We start from the raw sequence: 13,784 nt of genomic DNA on the forward strand, positions 1-13,784 counted from the left end.
AAAGCTCTTCCTGCCAAGCGGCTCCGCTGCTGCTGGTCTTGTCTCGCATCCGTGACGCCTCCGTGATTCGGCGTCACGGACAGAACCACGGCAGATTCATACGGGGCAATAGGCCCGCCGACGATGTGGGTAATCAAAAGCCTCGCCAGAGGCGTACTCCGATCCTGCCGCGCATGATCATGCGGCGGTCAGAGCGGCGACCCCGAAGAGACGAAGAGAAGCGAGTGACCTACGGGACAGAAAAAAGTGCAGGAGTGGCTTGACCGATACCCTCCGGCGAAGGCCGCCTTGCGAGAGGATGGCACGGTAGCGAGGCTGCGCTCTTAAGGTCGTCCTTACGAGCGAAGTTAGCAGCACAGCATGAGCCATATGACGTTATTGACCGGGCCGGAGCGGCGGCGTCGTTGGAGTGAAGCGGATCAGTGCCGGATACTCGCGGCGGCATTCGCGCCCGGGGCCACAGTGGCGGCGGTGGCCCGTCAGTACGATGTCGCGACCAGCCTGATCTACAAGTGGCGCCGCACGATGAGAGCCCGCGAGACGGGCTTTGCCGAAGTTGTCGTGGCTCCCGATGAGCCTGTCGCCGTTTCGCGGCCGGCGGCATCCCCAGCGGTGATCGAGCTGGAGGTCGCCGGCAAGGTGCGGCTGCGGATTCCGCTGACCACGCCGCCAACACTGGCGGCAGCGATGGTGAAGGCGCTGGGCGTTTCATGATCCCGGTTCCGAGCCAGGTGCGGATCTGGTTGGCGGTCGGCCGGACCGATATGCGTCGCGGGATGCAAGGCCTCGCTCTGCAGGTTCAGGAGACGCTGGGCCGGGACCCGCATGCCGGCGATATTTATGTCTTCCGCGGCCGCAGCGGCAATCTGATCAAGATTATCTGGCATGATGGGCTCGGCATGTCGCTGTATGCAAAACGGCTCGAGAAGGGCCGGTTTCTATGGCCGTCGCCGGCGGACGGCACGGTTTCCATATCACCGGCGCAGCTCGCCTACATGCTCGACGGGATCGATTGGCGCAACCCGCTTCACACGTTCCGCCCGCAGCGTGCGGGCTGAGTTTTTCTTTGAGTTTGCGCCATTTTCCGCGAGTCAGCGGACGCGTTTTATGATTCACTCCAGGGCATGGTTGCCACCGCCCAGGATGCTGTTCCGGACGATATTGGCGCGCTGAGAGCAGCGCTGACCGCGGCGCTGGCCAGAGCCGAAGACGAGGCCGCGCGCGCTGCGCTGGTCGAGGCCGAACTGGCGGTCGCCAGGGCCAAGGCATCGGATGATGCGGCGCTGATCGCGCATCAGCATCTGACGATCCGGAAGCTGCAGCGGGCGCTGCATGGTCAGAGTTCTGAACGCTCAGCCCGCCTGCACGACCAGATGGAACTCACCTTCGAGGAACTCGAGAGCACCGCGACGGAAGACGAGATCGCCGCCGAACAGGCCGCGGCCCGGACCACCGAGGTGGCGCCTTACATGCGCAAGCGACCGGCGCGCCAGCCATTTCCCGAGCATCTGCCGCGCGAACGCGTGGTCGAGCCGGCGCCGGCCGCTTGCCATTGCTGCGGCGGTCATCGGCTGCGCAAGCTGGGTGAGGATATCACCGAGACGCTGGAGGTGGTGCCGCGGCAATGGAAGGTGATCCAGCACGTGCGGGAGAAGTTCACCTGCCGCGACTGCGAGACGATCAGCCAGGCTCCGGCGCCGTTCCACGCCACCCCGCGCGGCTGGGCCGGTCCCGGCCTGCTGGCGATGATCCTGTTCGAGAAGTTCGGCCAGCATCAGCCGCTCAACCGCCAGGCCGAACGCTATGCCCGCGAAGGCGTGCCGCTCAGCCTGTCGACGCTCGCCGACCAGGTCGGCGCCGGCGCCGCGGCGCTGATGCCGCTGTTCAAGCAGCTCGAAGCCCATGTGCTGGCCGCTTCGCGTCTGCACGGCGACGACACGACGGTGCCGGTCCTGGCCAAGGGCAAGACCGATACCGGCCGATTATGGACCTATGTGCGCGATGACCGACCGTTCGGCGGCGCCGATCCGCCGGCGGCAGTGTTCTACTATTCCCGCGATCGCCGAGGCGAACATCCCGCGGCGCATCTCGCCGGCTGGAGCGGCATTCTGCAGGCCGATGCCTTTGGTGGTTATGGCGATCTCTATGCGACGGGTCGTCAGCCGGCGCCTGTTCTGGAGGCCAGCTGCTGGGCCCACAGCCGGCGCAAAGTGTTTGAGCTGGCCGATGTCGAAGCGGCGGCGCGCAAGAAGGCGCACGGCGAGAAGCCCAACCTGGTCTATCCGCTGGCGGTCGAAGCCGTGAAGCGCATCGATGCCCTGTTCGATATCGAGCGCGCGATCAACGGCCTGTCGCCGGCCCAACGCCACGCGGTGCGCCAAGAGCGGAGCGCGCCGCTGGTCACCGAGCTCGAGCGCTGGATGATCAAGACGCGCGACAAGCTCTCGCGCGGGCACGACCTGACCAAGGCCTTCAACTACATGCTGCGCCGCTGGTCATCCTTCACCCGATTCCTCGACGATGGGCGGATCTGCCTATCCAACAATGCAGCCGAGCGAGCCCTGCGCGGCATCGCCATCTCGGGGTCATTCTGCCCATGTTGGGCAGGAGGTCGAGGTCCATTACCGTTGGCACCCGTATTTCGGACATCGGCTTCGCTGCGAGAACAGCGAAGAGCGCGCCAACGGCCGCATCATTCATCTCGTCGTCGCGCCCGGGCATGTCATTACCGCTCCGGCCTGGATGATCGATCCCGTGGCTTGCGCGGCGATGGACCTGGGCTCCCCGCGCGTATCGCTTGCCGCGCTGCTTGAGCTTCACAAGCTCTTGATCGAACGCCGTTTCCGGCGAGGCTGTCCGGATGGTTTCACCATCGCGGAGGCGCAACATGAGAACCCTGCCACCACCGACACGATCTCTCGTGGTCGTTCGCCAACTCAGCTTGCCGCTCGACTCGCAGAAGCTGAACGGGCTGAGTTCAGCGCAACGGACCATAGTGATCGGCCGGCTCGCCAACGTATTGATGGCCGCCGCCGGCGTGGCAACGGAGGAGGAGAGCTGCGATGACGAGCGGTAATCTGATTCCGACTGCCGTCCTCAAGCGCAAGGCTGTCGTCTATGTGCGTCAGTCCACTCAGGCGCAGGTCCAGCTCAACCTTGAGAGCCAACGTCGGCAATATGAGCTTGTCGACGTCGCGCGGCGCTGGGGATTCCGCAAAGTAGAGGTGATCGACGAGGATCTGGGACGAACCGCAAGCGGGGCTGTGGAGGTCCCGGTTTCGAGCGCCTGGTCGACGATCTGTGCACCGGCCATGTGGGCGCCGTGCTTTGCCTGGAGGCGTCCCGCCTGTCGCGCAACGGGCCGGACTGGCATCGGCTGCTCGAGTTGTGCGGCGAAGTTGATGCACGCGTGATCGATCTGGACGGAGTCTACGATCCGGGATTGCCGAACGACCGCCTGCTGCTCGGTATGAAGGGCAGCATCAGCGAGTTCGAGCTCGGCGTGCTGCGTGCCCGCATGTACGAGGCCGCCCGCGCCAAGGCACAGCGCGGGGAACTGCGCATCTCCGTGCCTTTCGGCTATGTCTGGCACCGCGATTACGGTCTCGGGTTCGATCCCGACATGCGCCTGCAGGAGACCATTCGCCTGATATTCGCGCGCTTCCGCGAACTCGGCAGTGCGCGCCAGGTCCTGATCTCGATGATCGACGATGACGTGCATTTCCCCAGACCCTCCGACGGCAAGAAGATGGTGTCCTTCGACTGGGTTCCGATCCGCTACCGCAACGTGATCTCGATCCTGAAGAACCCATTCTACGCCGGCGCCTATGTCTATGGTAAGAGCGAGAAGCGCACTGAGATCGTCGATGGCCGCGTTCGCAAGAGCTATGGCCATTACAAGCCGGCTAGCGAGTGGGCGGTGGTGCTCAACGACATCACGAAGGCTACATCGGATGGAGCGAGTACGAACGGAACCAGGAACTGCTCGCGGCCAACGCTTATGGCAAAGCCGGCGGCGTCAAGTCAGTATGGCGCGGCGATCAGGATGAGACGGCGGCGACAATCTAGATGAGACTCTTATGTCGCGGTCGATTGGAGGTTATCACGCTGGTTGTCGCTGGCAAGAACTTCGCTGGTTTCTGATTGCCGCTCCGCGACAAGTTCCTGGGTGTTTTTGATTGTCGCGTATGAGGCTGGTCTGCCGCGCTGGCGTTTGGCTTCCATTGCGGATCTGCGCCGATAGCTTTCGACATTCATCTCGAAGATCGTTGCGTGGTGGACGAGGCGGTCGACCGCGGCGAGCGTCATAGCGGGGTCCGGGAAGACCCTGTTCCATTCCCCAAAGGGCTGATTGGCGGTGATCATGATGGAACGCCGCTCATAACGGGCGGAGATGAGCTCGAAGAGCACGCTCGTTTCGGCCTGGTCCTTGGTGACGTAGGCCAGGTCGTCGAGGATGAGCAGATCGAACTTGTCGAGCTTATCGATGGCGGATTCGAGCTGGAGCTCCCGCCGCGCAACCTGAAGCTTCTGGACGAGATCGGTGGTGCGGGTGAACATCACGCGCCAGCCGTTCTCGATCAGCGCAAGGCCGATGGCTGCGGCGAGATGGCTCTTGCCGCCGCCGGGCGGCCCGAACATGAGGACGTTGGCGCCCTTTGCGAGCCAACTGTCGCCGGCGGTGATCGCCATGACCTGGGCCTTGGAGACCATGGGCACGGCATCGAAGGCGAAGCTGTCGAGCGTCTTTCCGGGCGGCAGGTGCGCCTCGGCGAGATGCCTTTCGATCCTGCGATGGGCACGTTCGGCCAGTTCATGCTCGGCGATGGCCGAGAGGAAGCGCGCGGCCGGCCACCCCTCCCGATCCGCCTGTTCGGCAAATTGCGGCCAGAGCGTCTTGATCGTCGGCAGCCTCAGTTCGTTGAGCATGATGCCGAGACGAGCTTCGTCGATAGTGTGGGCGCCCTTCATGCGGCTTCTCCCGCATACGTCGTGCCGATCAGGGCTTCATAGCCATTGAGCGACGCCAGTTGCACATGAACGGTTGGCAACCGGGCCGGGTCCGGAGCGAAGAGGGTTCGCAGGGCGGCAATGTCGGGCAGGTCGCCGGCGTCGAGCGTTCTGGCAAGCTCCTCGGCCAGTTCACGCTCGCAGCCGCGATCATGGGCCAGTGTCAGCAACTCGACGGTGATCTTGCAGGCTTGCTTGTCGGGAAGATGCTCGATGAGAGCCTCAAAAGCCCTGCGGTATTCCTGACGCGGGAAGAGCTTGTCGCGATAGACGAGCCCGCGAAGCGCCATCGGCTTCTTGCGCAAGGAATGGATGACGTGGTGGTAATTGACGACCTGGTCATGCCGGCCGTCGGCATGGCCACGCCCGCGGGGCAAGGTCATCAGATGCGTGCCGCCGATGAAGACCTCGAGGCGATCGTCGAAGAGGCGCACACGAAGCCGATGTCCGATCAGGCGGGAGGGCACGGTGTAGAAGACCTTGCGCAAGGTGAAGCCGCCGGTGCGCGATACCGTGACGACCACCTCTTCGAAGTCGGTGGTGCGACGATCGGGAAGCCCCTGCAAATGCGAACGCTCGGCGTCGATGCGCTTGCCGTGTGCCGCATTGCGGCGGCTGACAATCTCATCGATGAAGATGCGGTAGGAGCCGAGATCGTCGAAGTCCCTTGTTCCGCGCATCAGCAGAGCGTCGCGAACGGCTTTCTTGAGATGGCCGTGGGAGCTTTCGATCGAGCCGTTCTCGTGGGCGATGCCTTTGTTGTTGCGGGTTGGCGTCATGCGGTAGTGGGCGCACAGTTCCTCATAGCGGCGCGTGAGATCGGCCTTTGCGTCGGTATCGAGGTTGCGGAAGGCGGCCGACAGGCTGTCGCTGCGGTGATAGAGCGGCGTGCCGCCAACAGACCACAACGCGTTTTGCAGCCCTTCGGCCAGGGCGACGAAGCTTTCGCCGCCGAGGATGACATGGGCGTGCTCAAGCCCGACCAGGCGAGCCGAAAGTGGTAAAGGAGGTGGTCGAGCGGCTGACCGGCGATCGTTACGCCGAGGCCGCTCATGTCGGTGAAGTCTGACAGCCCCAGTCGGCCGGGCTCGTGCCTCTGGCGGAAGATCACCTCCTGTGCCTCACCGTGAACAGCCCGCCATGACCGGATCCGTCGCTCAAGCGTACGGCGAATGCCTTCGGACAGTTCCGGATGGCGCCGCAGCATCTCGTCGTAAACGGCGACGGCACGGATGCCGGGAGCGGCCTTCAGAAGAGGAACGACCTCCGCGTCGAAGATATGCTCAAGCGGATCGGGGCGACGCCGGCCGCGCGGCGGCCTGTTTTGCGATGGAAGGCTGGCTTCCTTCCCGATGCGATAAGCCGTCGCCCGGCTGATCGACGCCTTTGCGGCGGCGATCTCAACAGAATGCGTTTGTCGGTACTTCATAAAAAGCCTCGTCTGATGATCGGTTACGTGGCGACCCGGCACAAAGGTGATTCTCCATTCAGAAACCACCAACGCTACCGGCCAGACCGCGATCATGAGACGCCGAAAAATTGCGCCGCGACGGGGATGTAACTCCGGTCGGGCTACGCCCTCCCTTCGTCACAACCCCGCCGCCGAGTCTCATCCTGATTGACGCTGAATCTCACCTTGATTGTCGCCGCGCAAGTCGGGCCGCGGCGGTCGCGCACTGCTCCCCGGTCTCATCTCCTGTGGTCGATGCGGGCGAAGACTGGTTGTCATGTATGCCGGACGCGGCCAAGGTTATCCGGTATATCGCTGCGAGCGCGGCAACCTCATGATGGCCCAGGCGCGATGCATGTCGTTCAACGGCTTTCGCACCGACGCGGCGGTGACCCGCGAAGCGCTGGAGGCGGTTGCGCCGATGGCGATCGAAGCGGCGTTGGAGGCTGAACGGATGCAGCTGGAGAGCGAAGCCAAGCGGCGGCAGATGATCGAGATGGACCTGCAGCAGGCGCGCTATGAGGCATCGCTCGCCGAGCGCCGCTATGCCGCTTGCGACCCGGAGAACCGGCTTATTGCGGCCCAGCTCGAGAGGAGTTGGGAAGCCACGCTCAGGCGCGTGGAGACCTGCGAGGCCCGGCTGAGCGAAGTCCAGCGTGTGGAGCCTGTCGACGCGGTTCCGGACTTCACGGGCCTCGCCCAGAATCTCGAGGCCACCTGGAACGCGCCGGGTGTCGACATGCGCTGTCGTCAGCAACTGCTGCGCGCGCTCATCAAGGACATCGTGGCGGATGTCGATGACGATGCGCGCGACGTGATCTTGACCATCCACTGGCACGGAGGCCAGCACTCGCAGGTACGGGTTCGCAAGCCCAAATCCGGAGAGCATGGCCAGCGTACGCCTGAGGAGGCTCTGGCGATCATGCGATCCATGGCAACCCGATGGTCGGATGCCGAAATCGCTGCCACACTCAACCGCATGGGCATGCAGACCGGTCAGGGAAAGACCTGGACCGCGCGTCGCGTCCAATCGCTGCGCACGGTGCACAAGATCAGCGGCTATCGCTCTTCCGACAAGAATGGCGAGTGGCTCACCATGTCGGACGCGGCCGCCCGGCTTGGAGTCTCGCACGTCAAAATCCGCCGGTTCATCAGGGATGGCCTCTTGCCTGCCGAGCAGGTCATGCGCGGCGCACCCTACCAGATCCGCGCCAGCGACCTCGAAGACGAACGGATCAAGGCCGATTTGGCGCGCAATACTCCGCATCGCATCCACGACGACAACCAGGAATCGCTGTTTTCCGCCATTTGAAAAGGAGGTGCATAATGAATCGGTCTTCGCTCTCGGAAGAAAGTCCTGGCTGTTCTGCGGTTCCGATCGCGGCGGACAGCGCGCGGCCGTTCTCTACAGCCTGATCGTCAGCGCCAAGATGAACGATGTCGACCCGCAGGCCTGGCTCGCCGACGTCCTCGCCCGACTGCCCGCCTATCCGGCCCATCGGATCGATGATTTGCTGCCGTGGAATTGGAGATCCGCAAAATTGCGGACCCAACCAGCGGCGGCCTGATCATGCAGCGCAATAAGGTGCATCACGTCTACACCGTCGATCGTGTCGCCAGGGACCTCGGCGTCAGCGAAGCGCTCATCCAGGACCTGACCCTCGGTCTCGAGCCCGAGGACGGCATCATCTGGGTCTACGGCGCCAACGATGACGACGGGATCTTGGCCTTCACCGATGAAGGGATCGAGGAGGTCAAACTCCTCCTCGAAGAATATCATCGCGTCTCCCCAAAGAAAGCTTGACCCCAGCACTCCGGTGCTCAGGTTCTCCTGGCCGCCGGATGCGCACGTCTGCGGTCTTCACCGGATGCGTACGCTTGACCTCAACGACTCCAATCAGAGAGGCTCTTAGCAAGTGCATCATCGACTTGAAGGCTCCTCCCGCGAAGCTCGACGATGCGACGACCTATGTCGCCGGTACCCGGCAACACATCTCTCTCCAAGCGCGAAGATGCTTGACGTACCAATAGCGATCAGACGAGCCTTCAGGTGGCTTGGTGCTCGTCAATGAGTTTTCTCACCCTCAACTTGCGGTGCATGTCAGCATGCGTCCAGCGCTCTCGCACATCCCCGCATTTGACCTGCATGTCCAGAAATACCCCTTTTGCTGCAGAAAGTTGCTCCACGGTTGACCTTTTCCCGGGGCCGCCTCCGAACTGCAGAGCGTCCCTGCACTCTTCAGGACTCGCTGGCAATACCTCACCGAGATGTTTGATCAACTCGCTTCGGCATTCAGACACGCTGCTATCCAGTGACAAGCGCCTGGCGATCTCGCCAAGCTTTGTGTGCGCTTCTCTAAACGGAACACCTCGCGACGCCATTCGTTCGGCGGCAACGGCCGTCATAGATGAGCCGTCTTCCAGATTTTGACGCATCGACCGAATGTTGAAAGACATGAACTTCACGACTAGCGACGTAAGGATTAAGGCCCGCTTTAGTGCTTCCTCGGCAAGGCTTAGTGAGGAGCAACCGTAGTTGCTTACCTCGATTGAGTTACTGAAAGGCGCTTTGCAGGTTGCAGCTGCTGAAGAAACGTATGCGCCAATCACGGTGCTTGCCGAGCCCTTGATGTGTTCAAGCAGAAACGGGTTCTTCTTTTGGGGCAGCATGGAAGAGCCGCCAGCAAGATTGTTAGGAACATCGATAAGCGCGTACTCTCGCGTGGTCCAAACTTGTAGGTCTTGGGCCACACGGCTGAGCAAAATTGAAACACCAGCGAAGACTGAAAGTCCTTGCAGGTGATGATCGCGGCTTGCGACAGCATCAAGTGAGTTGAATGATGGCAGTTCGAATCCCAAAAGATTTGCTGTCATTGTGGGATCTATAGGCATGCTGGTGCCTCCGCCGGCACCTGCCCCCAGAGGGCAGTTCCGGATGTCGTCCAGCAGGCAGTGAAGGCGCTGGCGCTCGCGCGCCAGAGCGAAGAAGACGCCAAGCAGGTAGTGCCCTGGCGATCCGGGGAGTGCAATCTGATACTGACTGTACAACGGCGCCACAAGTCTCGATGCTTCATCCACTCGCTGAAGCAAGGCGTCTTGTGCAGTTCCGATCTGTTGAGAGATGGAACACACAGCTTCCCGAAGCACCAGGAGAGAAATGGTCGCGTTCAAGTCGTTGCGGGACCTCGCAAGGTGCAGCCAGCCAGCGTTTTCGGGGCCAGCTCTTGCGGCAAGTTCGGCCTCATAGGCCAGATAGACACCACGCGGAGCATCGCGGCCCTCCAAAGACTGAAAGCCCTCGTCCTGGAGGGCCAAGATGTGCTTGAGGAGATCGGCAGCCACTTTTTGGCTGACCAAGCCCTTGTCCGCGAGCATCACCAGATGTGCTTCGTCTATGGTTGCTTGGTACCGCAGAAGGCGACCATCACGCACAATTTCAATTGGCGGAGCGAGCAACTTCATCGCTTCGGGATGCAGGTTCCACTTGCTCTGGTTTGATCCGGCGACTTTCTTGTTATCCGATTCGCTAGCAGCCGACTCGGTATCGATCACAACGGAATCGATCATCCGTTCAGCTGCCGTGGCAGCGGCATTGAGTTCATCAGCAACTCCTATGGCGTAGGCTACCCGGTCTCTGAAATCACCATTTATTTGAAGTTCCTCCCCCTCAGATTTCAGAAGACCCACCTCCGGCACTGTCGCATCTGGATCTTGAGAAAAGCTCAGATTTTTGAGCTTGCCGGGCTTAGCAGCGAGGCGGAAACGGATGGCTCCCGCTCTTGTGCTCGCTCGAAGCGGCGTGAACGCTTCCCCGGCGTAAAGTTTGATTATCATATCCAGGACTGACGTACCCAAGGCGTGCGAAAGCATGACTGGAATCATTCCTCCAGCCAGCCTGGGGTTGACCTCGATGATGACAGGGCCCCACTCGGTTATCACGAACTCCACATGAGCCGGTCCGAAATCCAGGCCCAGAGCCGACACCGCGCCCGCGGCAAAGGAGGCCAGTTCCTGGAGGGATGGCTCAGGAAGGGGGGCCGGAAAGTCGTGCCCTACCTCGACGAAGCAAGGAGTGGGACCCTTGTGCTTTGCAAGAATTCCAAGGCAATGCAGCGCGCCGTCGTGGGCAATTATCTCTGCAGAGTATTCTTTCCCCTCCACGTATTGCTGAACGAGGATGTCGGGACTGGTCAGTTCCACTTGATCCAACAGTGCGTTCTTTGCGCTCTCAAACGCCTTGATGGCGGCTGTGGCACTATCGCACAGCCGCACGCCGCTGCTACCGCTTCCGGACACTGGCTTCACAACCACCGGCAGAGTAAGCTGGGCGAGAATGTTTTCTACGTCTCTAGCGCAAGTGGCCAGCCGAGTTTCAGGGATCGTGATTGATTGTCGGCGTAACTCCGCCGCCTGCTTCCATTTGTTCCGGCAGGTAGCGATAGCCTGCGGATTCGGTGCTGGTAAGCCCATTGCCGTGGCGAGACGTGACGCCGATTCCACAAAATAATCCGACGATGAATATATTCCTTCCACCCTTTTTAATTTGCCGGCGACACCGATAAGCTCATCCAAATTACGTGTGTCAGCTTCGATAATGTGAGCGAGGGAGTCCGTAAGAAACCGATAGCGCGCAGGATTGCGCGTAACGAGATACGGTTCAAAGCCTAGGACCCGGGCCCGCTTCATCAATAGTGCGCCAGTGCCCGTCGTGTTGCTTTCCACGAAAAGGAAGCTACCTCGGCTCATGAAACTTGCTCCAGAACGTTTAAGACCGCTTCCCGGCTTTTCCGTTTCCAAAGATATCGGTTCCATGGTGGGAGAGCCGTAGAGGGATGATTTTCGGTCGCCGGCGCATCCAGCAGATCGTCTTCATTTAGATTGCCGTTCTGCTTGAGCCACTCGCAGTCGTATGCAGCTTCCACGTAGCGGTGACCTTCATCCGGGCAAATGACGACTATGATCTCCTCTGGATACTGCCGAGCGCGCCACCGCCCCACGATGTAGCTTGCTCCCGACGTCGGACCGGCGAAAACGGCGTGCCGTTCGTGAAGTGTTCGCGTGGCAGCAAATGCGAGCGGAGCCGAGATGAGATGCACCTCGTCATACAGTTCATGCCGGACGTTCTTTGGGACAAGACTGTTCCCCAGCCCCCGCAGTTTGCGTTCGCCATCCTGTTGGCCGAAAATCACGCTATTGAAGGTGTCCACTCCGATCAGGCGTGCGCCAGGCGCTTTTTGGCGAAGGCGCTCTACCGTTCCACAAGTAGAACCGCCTGACCCTACAGACCCGACCAACGTTATGTCCGGGCCCACCATCTCCGCTAATTGGTCGGCGAAGAGCTTATAGGCTGCTGGGTTGTCGGGTGTTTCGTACTGCCGGGGCCAAAAACAAGATTGGCCCAACTGTCTCATCCTAGCGTCTAACGCATCGAGGCGGCTTCTTTGATAGCCACCCTGCTTCGCCTTTTCGGTTATCATAAAGACTTTGGCCCCCAAGGAGCCCAACCTGTTTTCCAGACCTTTGTCCATCACTGGGTCTGTGAAGATTTCCAGTTGGAATCCATATTCCCGGCAGACCACTGCTAAACCCAACGCGAAGGTACCGCTCGAAGTCTCGAGCACTGTCATGCCGTACGTCAGAGTCCCCCTAGCCAGCGCTTGCTCAATGATGTACTTCGCGGGAAGAAGCTTCATGAACGCGAACTGCGCAACATAAAGATTTGTCTCACACCTTATGATGCTGGGGAGGACATAGGCATCAGAGTAGCTGGAGAATGGCAGACGTTTGCGGAGAGCGTTCATCCTGCTTACCTCACGAACAGCCAGTCATGGTCAGATATATTTTTGGCGAGTCGTCGAACACCGATACGTGAGCGAACACGGACCGAAGCTTCCGTGGAAAGTCGGCCGCCATTCGATCAAGCAGGATTCCACTTATTGTGCCGCTGTGCGCGACTATGACCCCGAGAGCGTTATTAGCCTCGGATATTTTCAGCATCGAGCTCAGATGCTCCTTTGGAGCCCGCTCCTGATGCAAGAGCGCGCTGGCCGTAGCTATTCTGCCTATTTCGGCTGTGTCACCCTGCGCAACCGCTGTGCGTGCGCGGTCGAGTAATTCGTGATATTCTGCCCGTTGATTGGCGGAGATTTCACCTCGCCGTTGATCATAGTCGACGGTTTCCACCGTCCCTCCTTCATCGATACCCACGATTGCAAGCGGCGGCATTTGCCCAAGGAACGAGAGAAGGCGACATGCTCGCTGATGATATGCGACCACCCCTGGGTACATCACTCCGTCGGATGGCTCGATCTCCGCCATTAGTTTCTCGATCAAGGACGTGCGGATTCTACGGTTGAAGCAGCGCGCGATTGACCGTGCAGCCGCAACAAGATCCGCGGACGAACTTGCCAGTCCTTTGCCTTCAGGGAGTTCCGATTGCAAAAGCAGAATTCCTCCTGAGGCGCCAAGCGCACTCACGAGATTCTCAGCTAACTGTTTTGCTTTGAGTTTGTGGGATGGATAGACAGTCACGGATCGTGTGCCCGCAATCGGTGTGAAGAGAGCCCTCGCAAAGAGCGCGATCGGCATCGTGACCAGGAAGTGAGAATCTTGAAGAACGGAGCCCGCCGGCAGTTGGCCTTGCAGCAACTCGCCGAATGTACCGCAACAAAGAGCGCCACTGGAGTGAATCCTTGGCTCCTGCCCATCCTCGGCTGTGCTCTGGGCCGCGTCTGCGCCATCGAACGTCTGGTGATACATGTATGGCCTCCAAGCTTCATCGGCGGCCGCTTCAAGAAGTTCTCTCAGCGAAATGCTCGGGTCGCTTCCTGATAGGATGGGATATGTCGACTTTTGCATTTCCATGTTACGTTCTGGTCATATGCATTGAGCGTGCTTCTAGCACGGCCGATACTCATCCGAACTGGCACGCGTTTCGGATTGGATAATTTTGAGTACCTGGGCGCCGTCGATCCGTTCGTCGAACATAGCATTGGCAGCGATTTTTTTCGCAAAGCTTCTATGAAATCACTTGTAAGGTCTGTTACGCTGTTGGTTGCTGGCTGCGAGGTGTGGAGCATCCGGCGAAACTCGTTGGGCGGGCGTGCAAGGGGCAAGGGGCGCCGCTTCTATCAGTGATCCTGCTTTGCCTGATTGGCCGTACGCCTCCGGTGAAGCTTTCGATTACCCACATCGTCGGCTTGATCCAATGGAGATGCCGAAGGCGATGTCGTGCAAGCAGGTCATGCCGCGCCAGACGACCATGTTGCCGGGACTCGGATCATGTTTGCGGGCGAGAGCCGCCAAGCATGGCGATTTGCAGCAG

9 protein-coding genes and 4 pseudogenes are annotated in these 13,784 nt (G+C 60.5%); 8 read left to right on the forward strand and 5 right to left on the reverse strand.

Annotated elements, in window-relative coordinates:
• Nucleotides 1–360 precede the first annotated feature (360 nt).
• From tnpA to NKJ73_RS33295, 5 genes and pseudogenes are all read left to right on the forward strand, one after another.
• Nucleotides 361–714 (forward strand): IS66-like element accessory protein TnpA, encoded by a 354-nt coding sequence (gene tnpA, locus NKJ73_RS33275; RefSeq protein ID WP_352572587.1) that lies wholly within the window; start codon nt 361–363, stop codon nt 712–714.
• A 29-nt stretch (nt 715–743) separates the two neighbouring features.
• Entirely contained in the window at nt 744–1,058 is a 315-nt protein-coding gene (gene tnpB, locus NKJ73_RS33280; RefSeq protein ID WP_352458905.1) for an IS66 family insertion sequence element accessory protein TnpB, read from the forward strand.
• A 66-nt stretch (nt 1,059–1,124) separates the two neighbouring features.
• Nucleotides 1,125–2,813, forward strand: coding sequence for an IS66 family transposase (tnpC, locus tag NKJ73_RS33285; protein ID WP_502905423.1), 1,689 nt, complete (start codon nt 1,125–1,127; stop codon nt 2,811–2,813).
• A gap of 74 nt (nt 2,814–2,887) precedes the next feature.
• Nucleotides 2,888–3,076 (forward strand): hypothetical protein, encoded by a 189-nt coding sequence (locus NKJ73_RS33290; protein ID WP_352572589.1) that lies wholly within the window; start codon nt 2,888–2,890, stop codon nt 3,074–3,076.
• Nucleotides 3,063–4,026, forward strand: a pseudogene (locus NKJ73_RS33295) (recombinase family protein); the annotation flags it as partial. The gene NKJ73_RS33290 and the pseudogene NKJ73_RS33295, both read left to right, overlap by 14 nt.
• Before the next feature lie 51 nt (nt 4,027–4,077).
• Here NKJ73_RS33295 and istB read toward each other — a convergent pair.
• Complete coding sequence (gene istB / locus NKJ73_RS33300) at nt 4,078–4,971, reverse strand: IS21-like element helper ATPase IstB (RefSeq protein WP_352572591.1); 894 nt, start codon at nt 4,969–4,971, stop codon at nt 4,078–4,080.
• Nucleotides 4,968–6,481 (reverse strand): annotated as a pseudogene (istA, locus tag NKJ73_RS33305) (IS21 family transposase). The gene istB and the pseudogene istA overlap by 4 nt, the downstream one beginning before the upstream one ends.
• A gap of 181 nt (nt 6,482–6,662) precedes the next feature.
• On the opposite strand from istA, the pseudogene NKJ73_RS33310 reads away from it, so the two are divergent.
• The 3 genes and pseudogenes from NKJ73_RS33310 to NKJ73_RS33320 all read left to right on the forward strand — a co-directional run.
• Nucleotides 6,663–7,772 (forward strand): annotated as a pseudogene (locus tag NKJ73_RS33310) (helix-turn-helix domain-containing protein); the annotation flags it as partial.
• Between the two features lie 28 nt (nt 7,773–7,800).
• Nucleotides 7,801–8,028: pseudogene (locus tag NKJ73_RS33315) on the forward strand (transposase domain-containing protein); the annotation flags it as partial.
• A 2-nt stretch (nt 8,029–8,030) separates the two neighbouring features.
• Nucleotides 8,031–8,264, forward strand: a complete 234-nt coding sequence (locus NKJ73_RS33320; RefSeq protein ID WP_502905424.1) for a hypothetical protein — start codon at nt 8,031–8,033, stop codon at nt 8,262–8,264.
• A 242-nt stretch (nt 8,265–8,506) separates the two neighbouring features.
• On the opposite strand, the gene NKJ73_RS33325 is transcribed toward NKJ73_RS33320, so the two are convergent.
• The 3 genes from NKJ73_RS33325 to NKJ73_RS33335 are packed head-to-tail and all read right to left on the reverse strand — an operon-like array spanning nt 8,507 to nt 13,219.
• Nucleotides 8,507–11,272 carry a lyase family protein gene (locus NKJ73_RS33325; RefSeq protein WP_352572595.1) on the reverse strand — a complete coding sequence of 922 codons (2,766 nt, stop codon included), beginning with the start codon at nt 11,270–11,272 and terminating at the stop codon, nt 8,507–8,509.
• Nucleotides 11,203–12,261 (reverse strand): cysteine synthase family protein, encoded by a 1,059-nt coding sequence (locus tag NKJ73_RS33330; protein WP_352572597.1) that lies wholly within the window; start codon nt 12,259–12,261, stop codon nt 11,203–11,205. Before NKJ73_RS33330 ends, NKJ73_RS33325 begins: the two co-directional genes overlap by 70 nt.
• 10 nt (nt 12,262–12,271) lie before the next feature.
• The gene (locus NKJ73_RS33335; RefSeq protein ID WP_352572599.1) at nt 12,272–13,219 is read right to left on the reverse strand and encodes a GHMP family kinase ATP-binding protein; all 948 of its coding nucleotides are present in this window, start codon (nt 13,217–13,219) and stop codon (nt 12,272–12,274) included.
• Between the last annotated feature and the right edge of the window lie 565 nt (nt 13,220–13,784).

Source organism: Mesorhizobium sp. M0074, assembly GCF_040322975.1.
In the GTDB taxonomy this organism is placed as follows: domain Bacteria; phylum Pseudomonadota; class Alphaproteobacteria; order Rhizobiales; family Rhizobiaceae; genus Mesorhizobium.

Bases quoted from the DNA above. Each gene is read 5' to 3' on its own strand.
- tnpA (WP_352572587.1), top strand. From the start codon at position 361: ATGAGCCATATGACGTTATTGACCGGGCCGGAGCGGCGGCGTCGTTGG.
- tnpC (WP_502905423.1), top strand. From the start codon at position 1,125: ATGGTTGCCACCGCCCAGGATGCTGTTCCGGACGATATTGGCGCGCTG.
- NKJ73_RS33290 (WP_352572589.1), top strand. From the start codon at position 2,888: ATGAGAACCCTGCCACCACCGACACGATCTCTCGTGGTCGTTCGCCAA.
- istB (WP_352572591.1), bottom strand. From the start codon at position 4,971: ATGAAGGGCGCCCACACTATCGACGAAGCTCGTCTCGGCATCATGCTC.
- NKJ73_RS33320 (WP_502905424.1), top strand. From the start codon at position 8,031: ATGCAGCGCAATAAGGTGCATCACGTCTACACCGTCGATCGTGTCGCC.
- NKJ73_RS33325 (WP_352572595.1), bottom strand. From the start codon at position 11,272: ATGGAACCGATATCTTTGGAAACGGAAAAGCCGGGAAGCGGTCTTAAA.
- NKJ73_RS33330 (WP_352572597.1), bottom strand. From the start codon at position 12,261: ATGAACGCTCTCCGCAAACGTCTGCCATTCTCCAGCTACTCTGATGCC.
- NKJ73_RS33335 (WP_352572599.1), bottom strand. From the start codon at position 13,219: ATGTATCACCAGACGTTCGATGGCGCAGACGCGGCCCAGAGCACAGCC.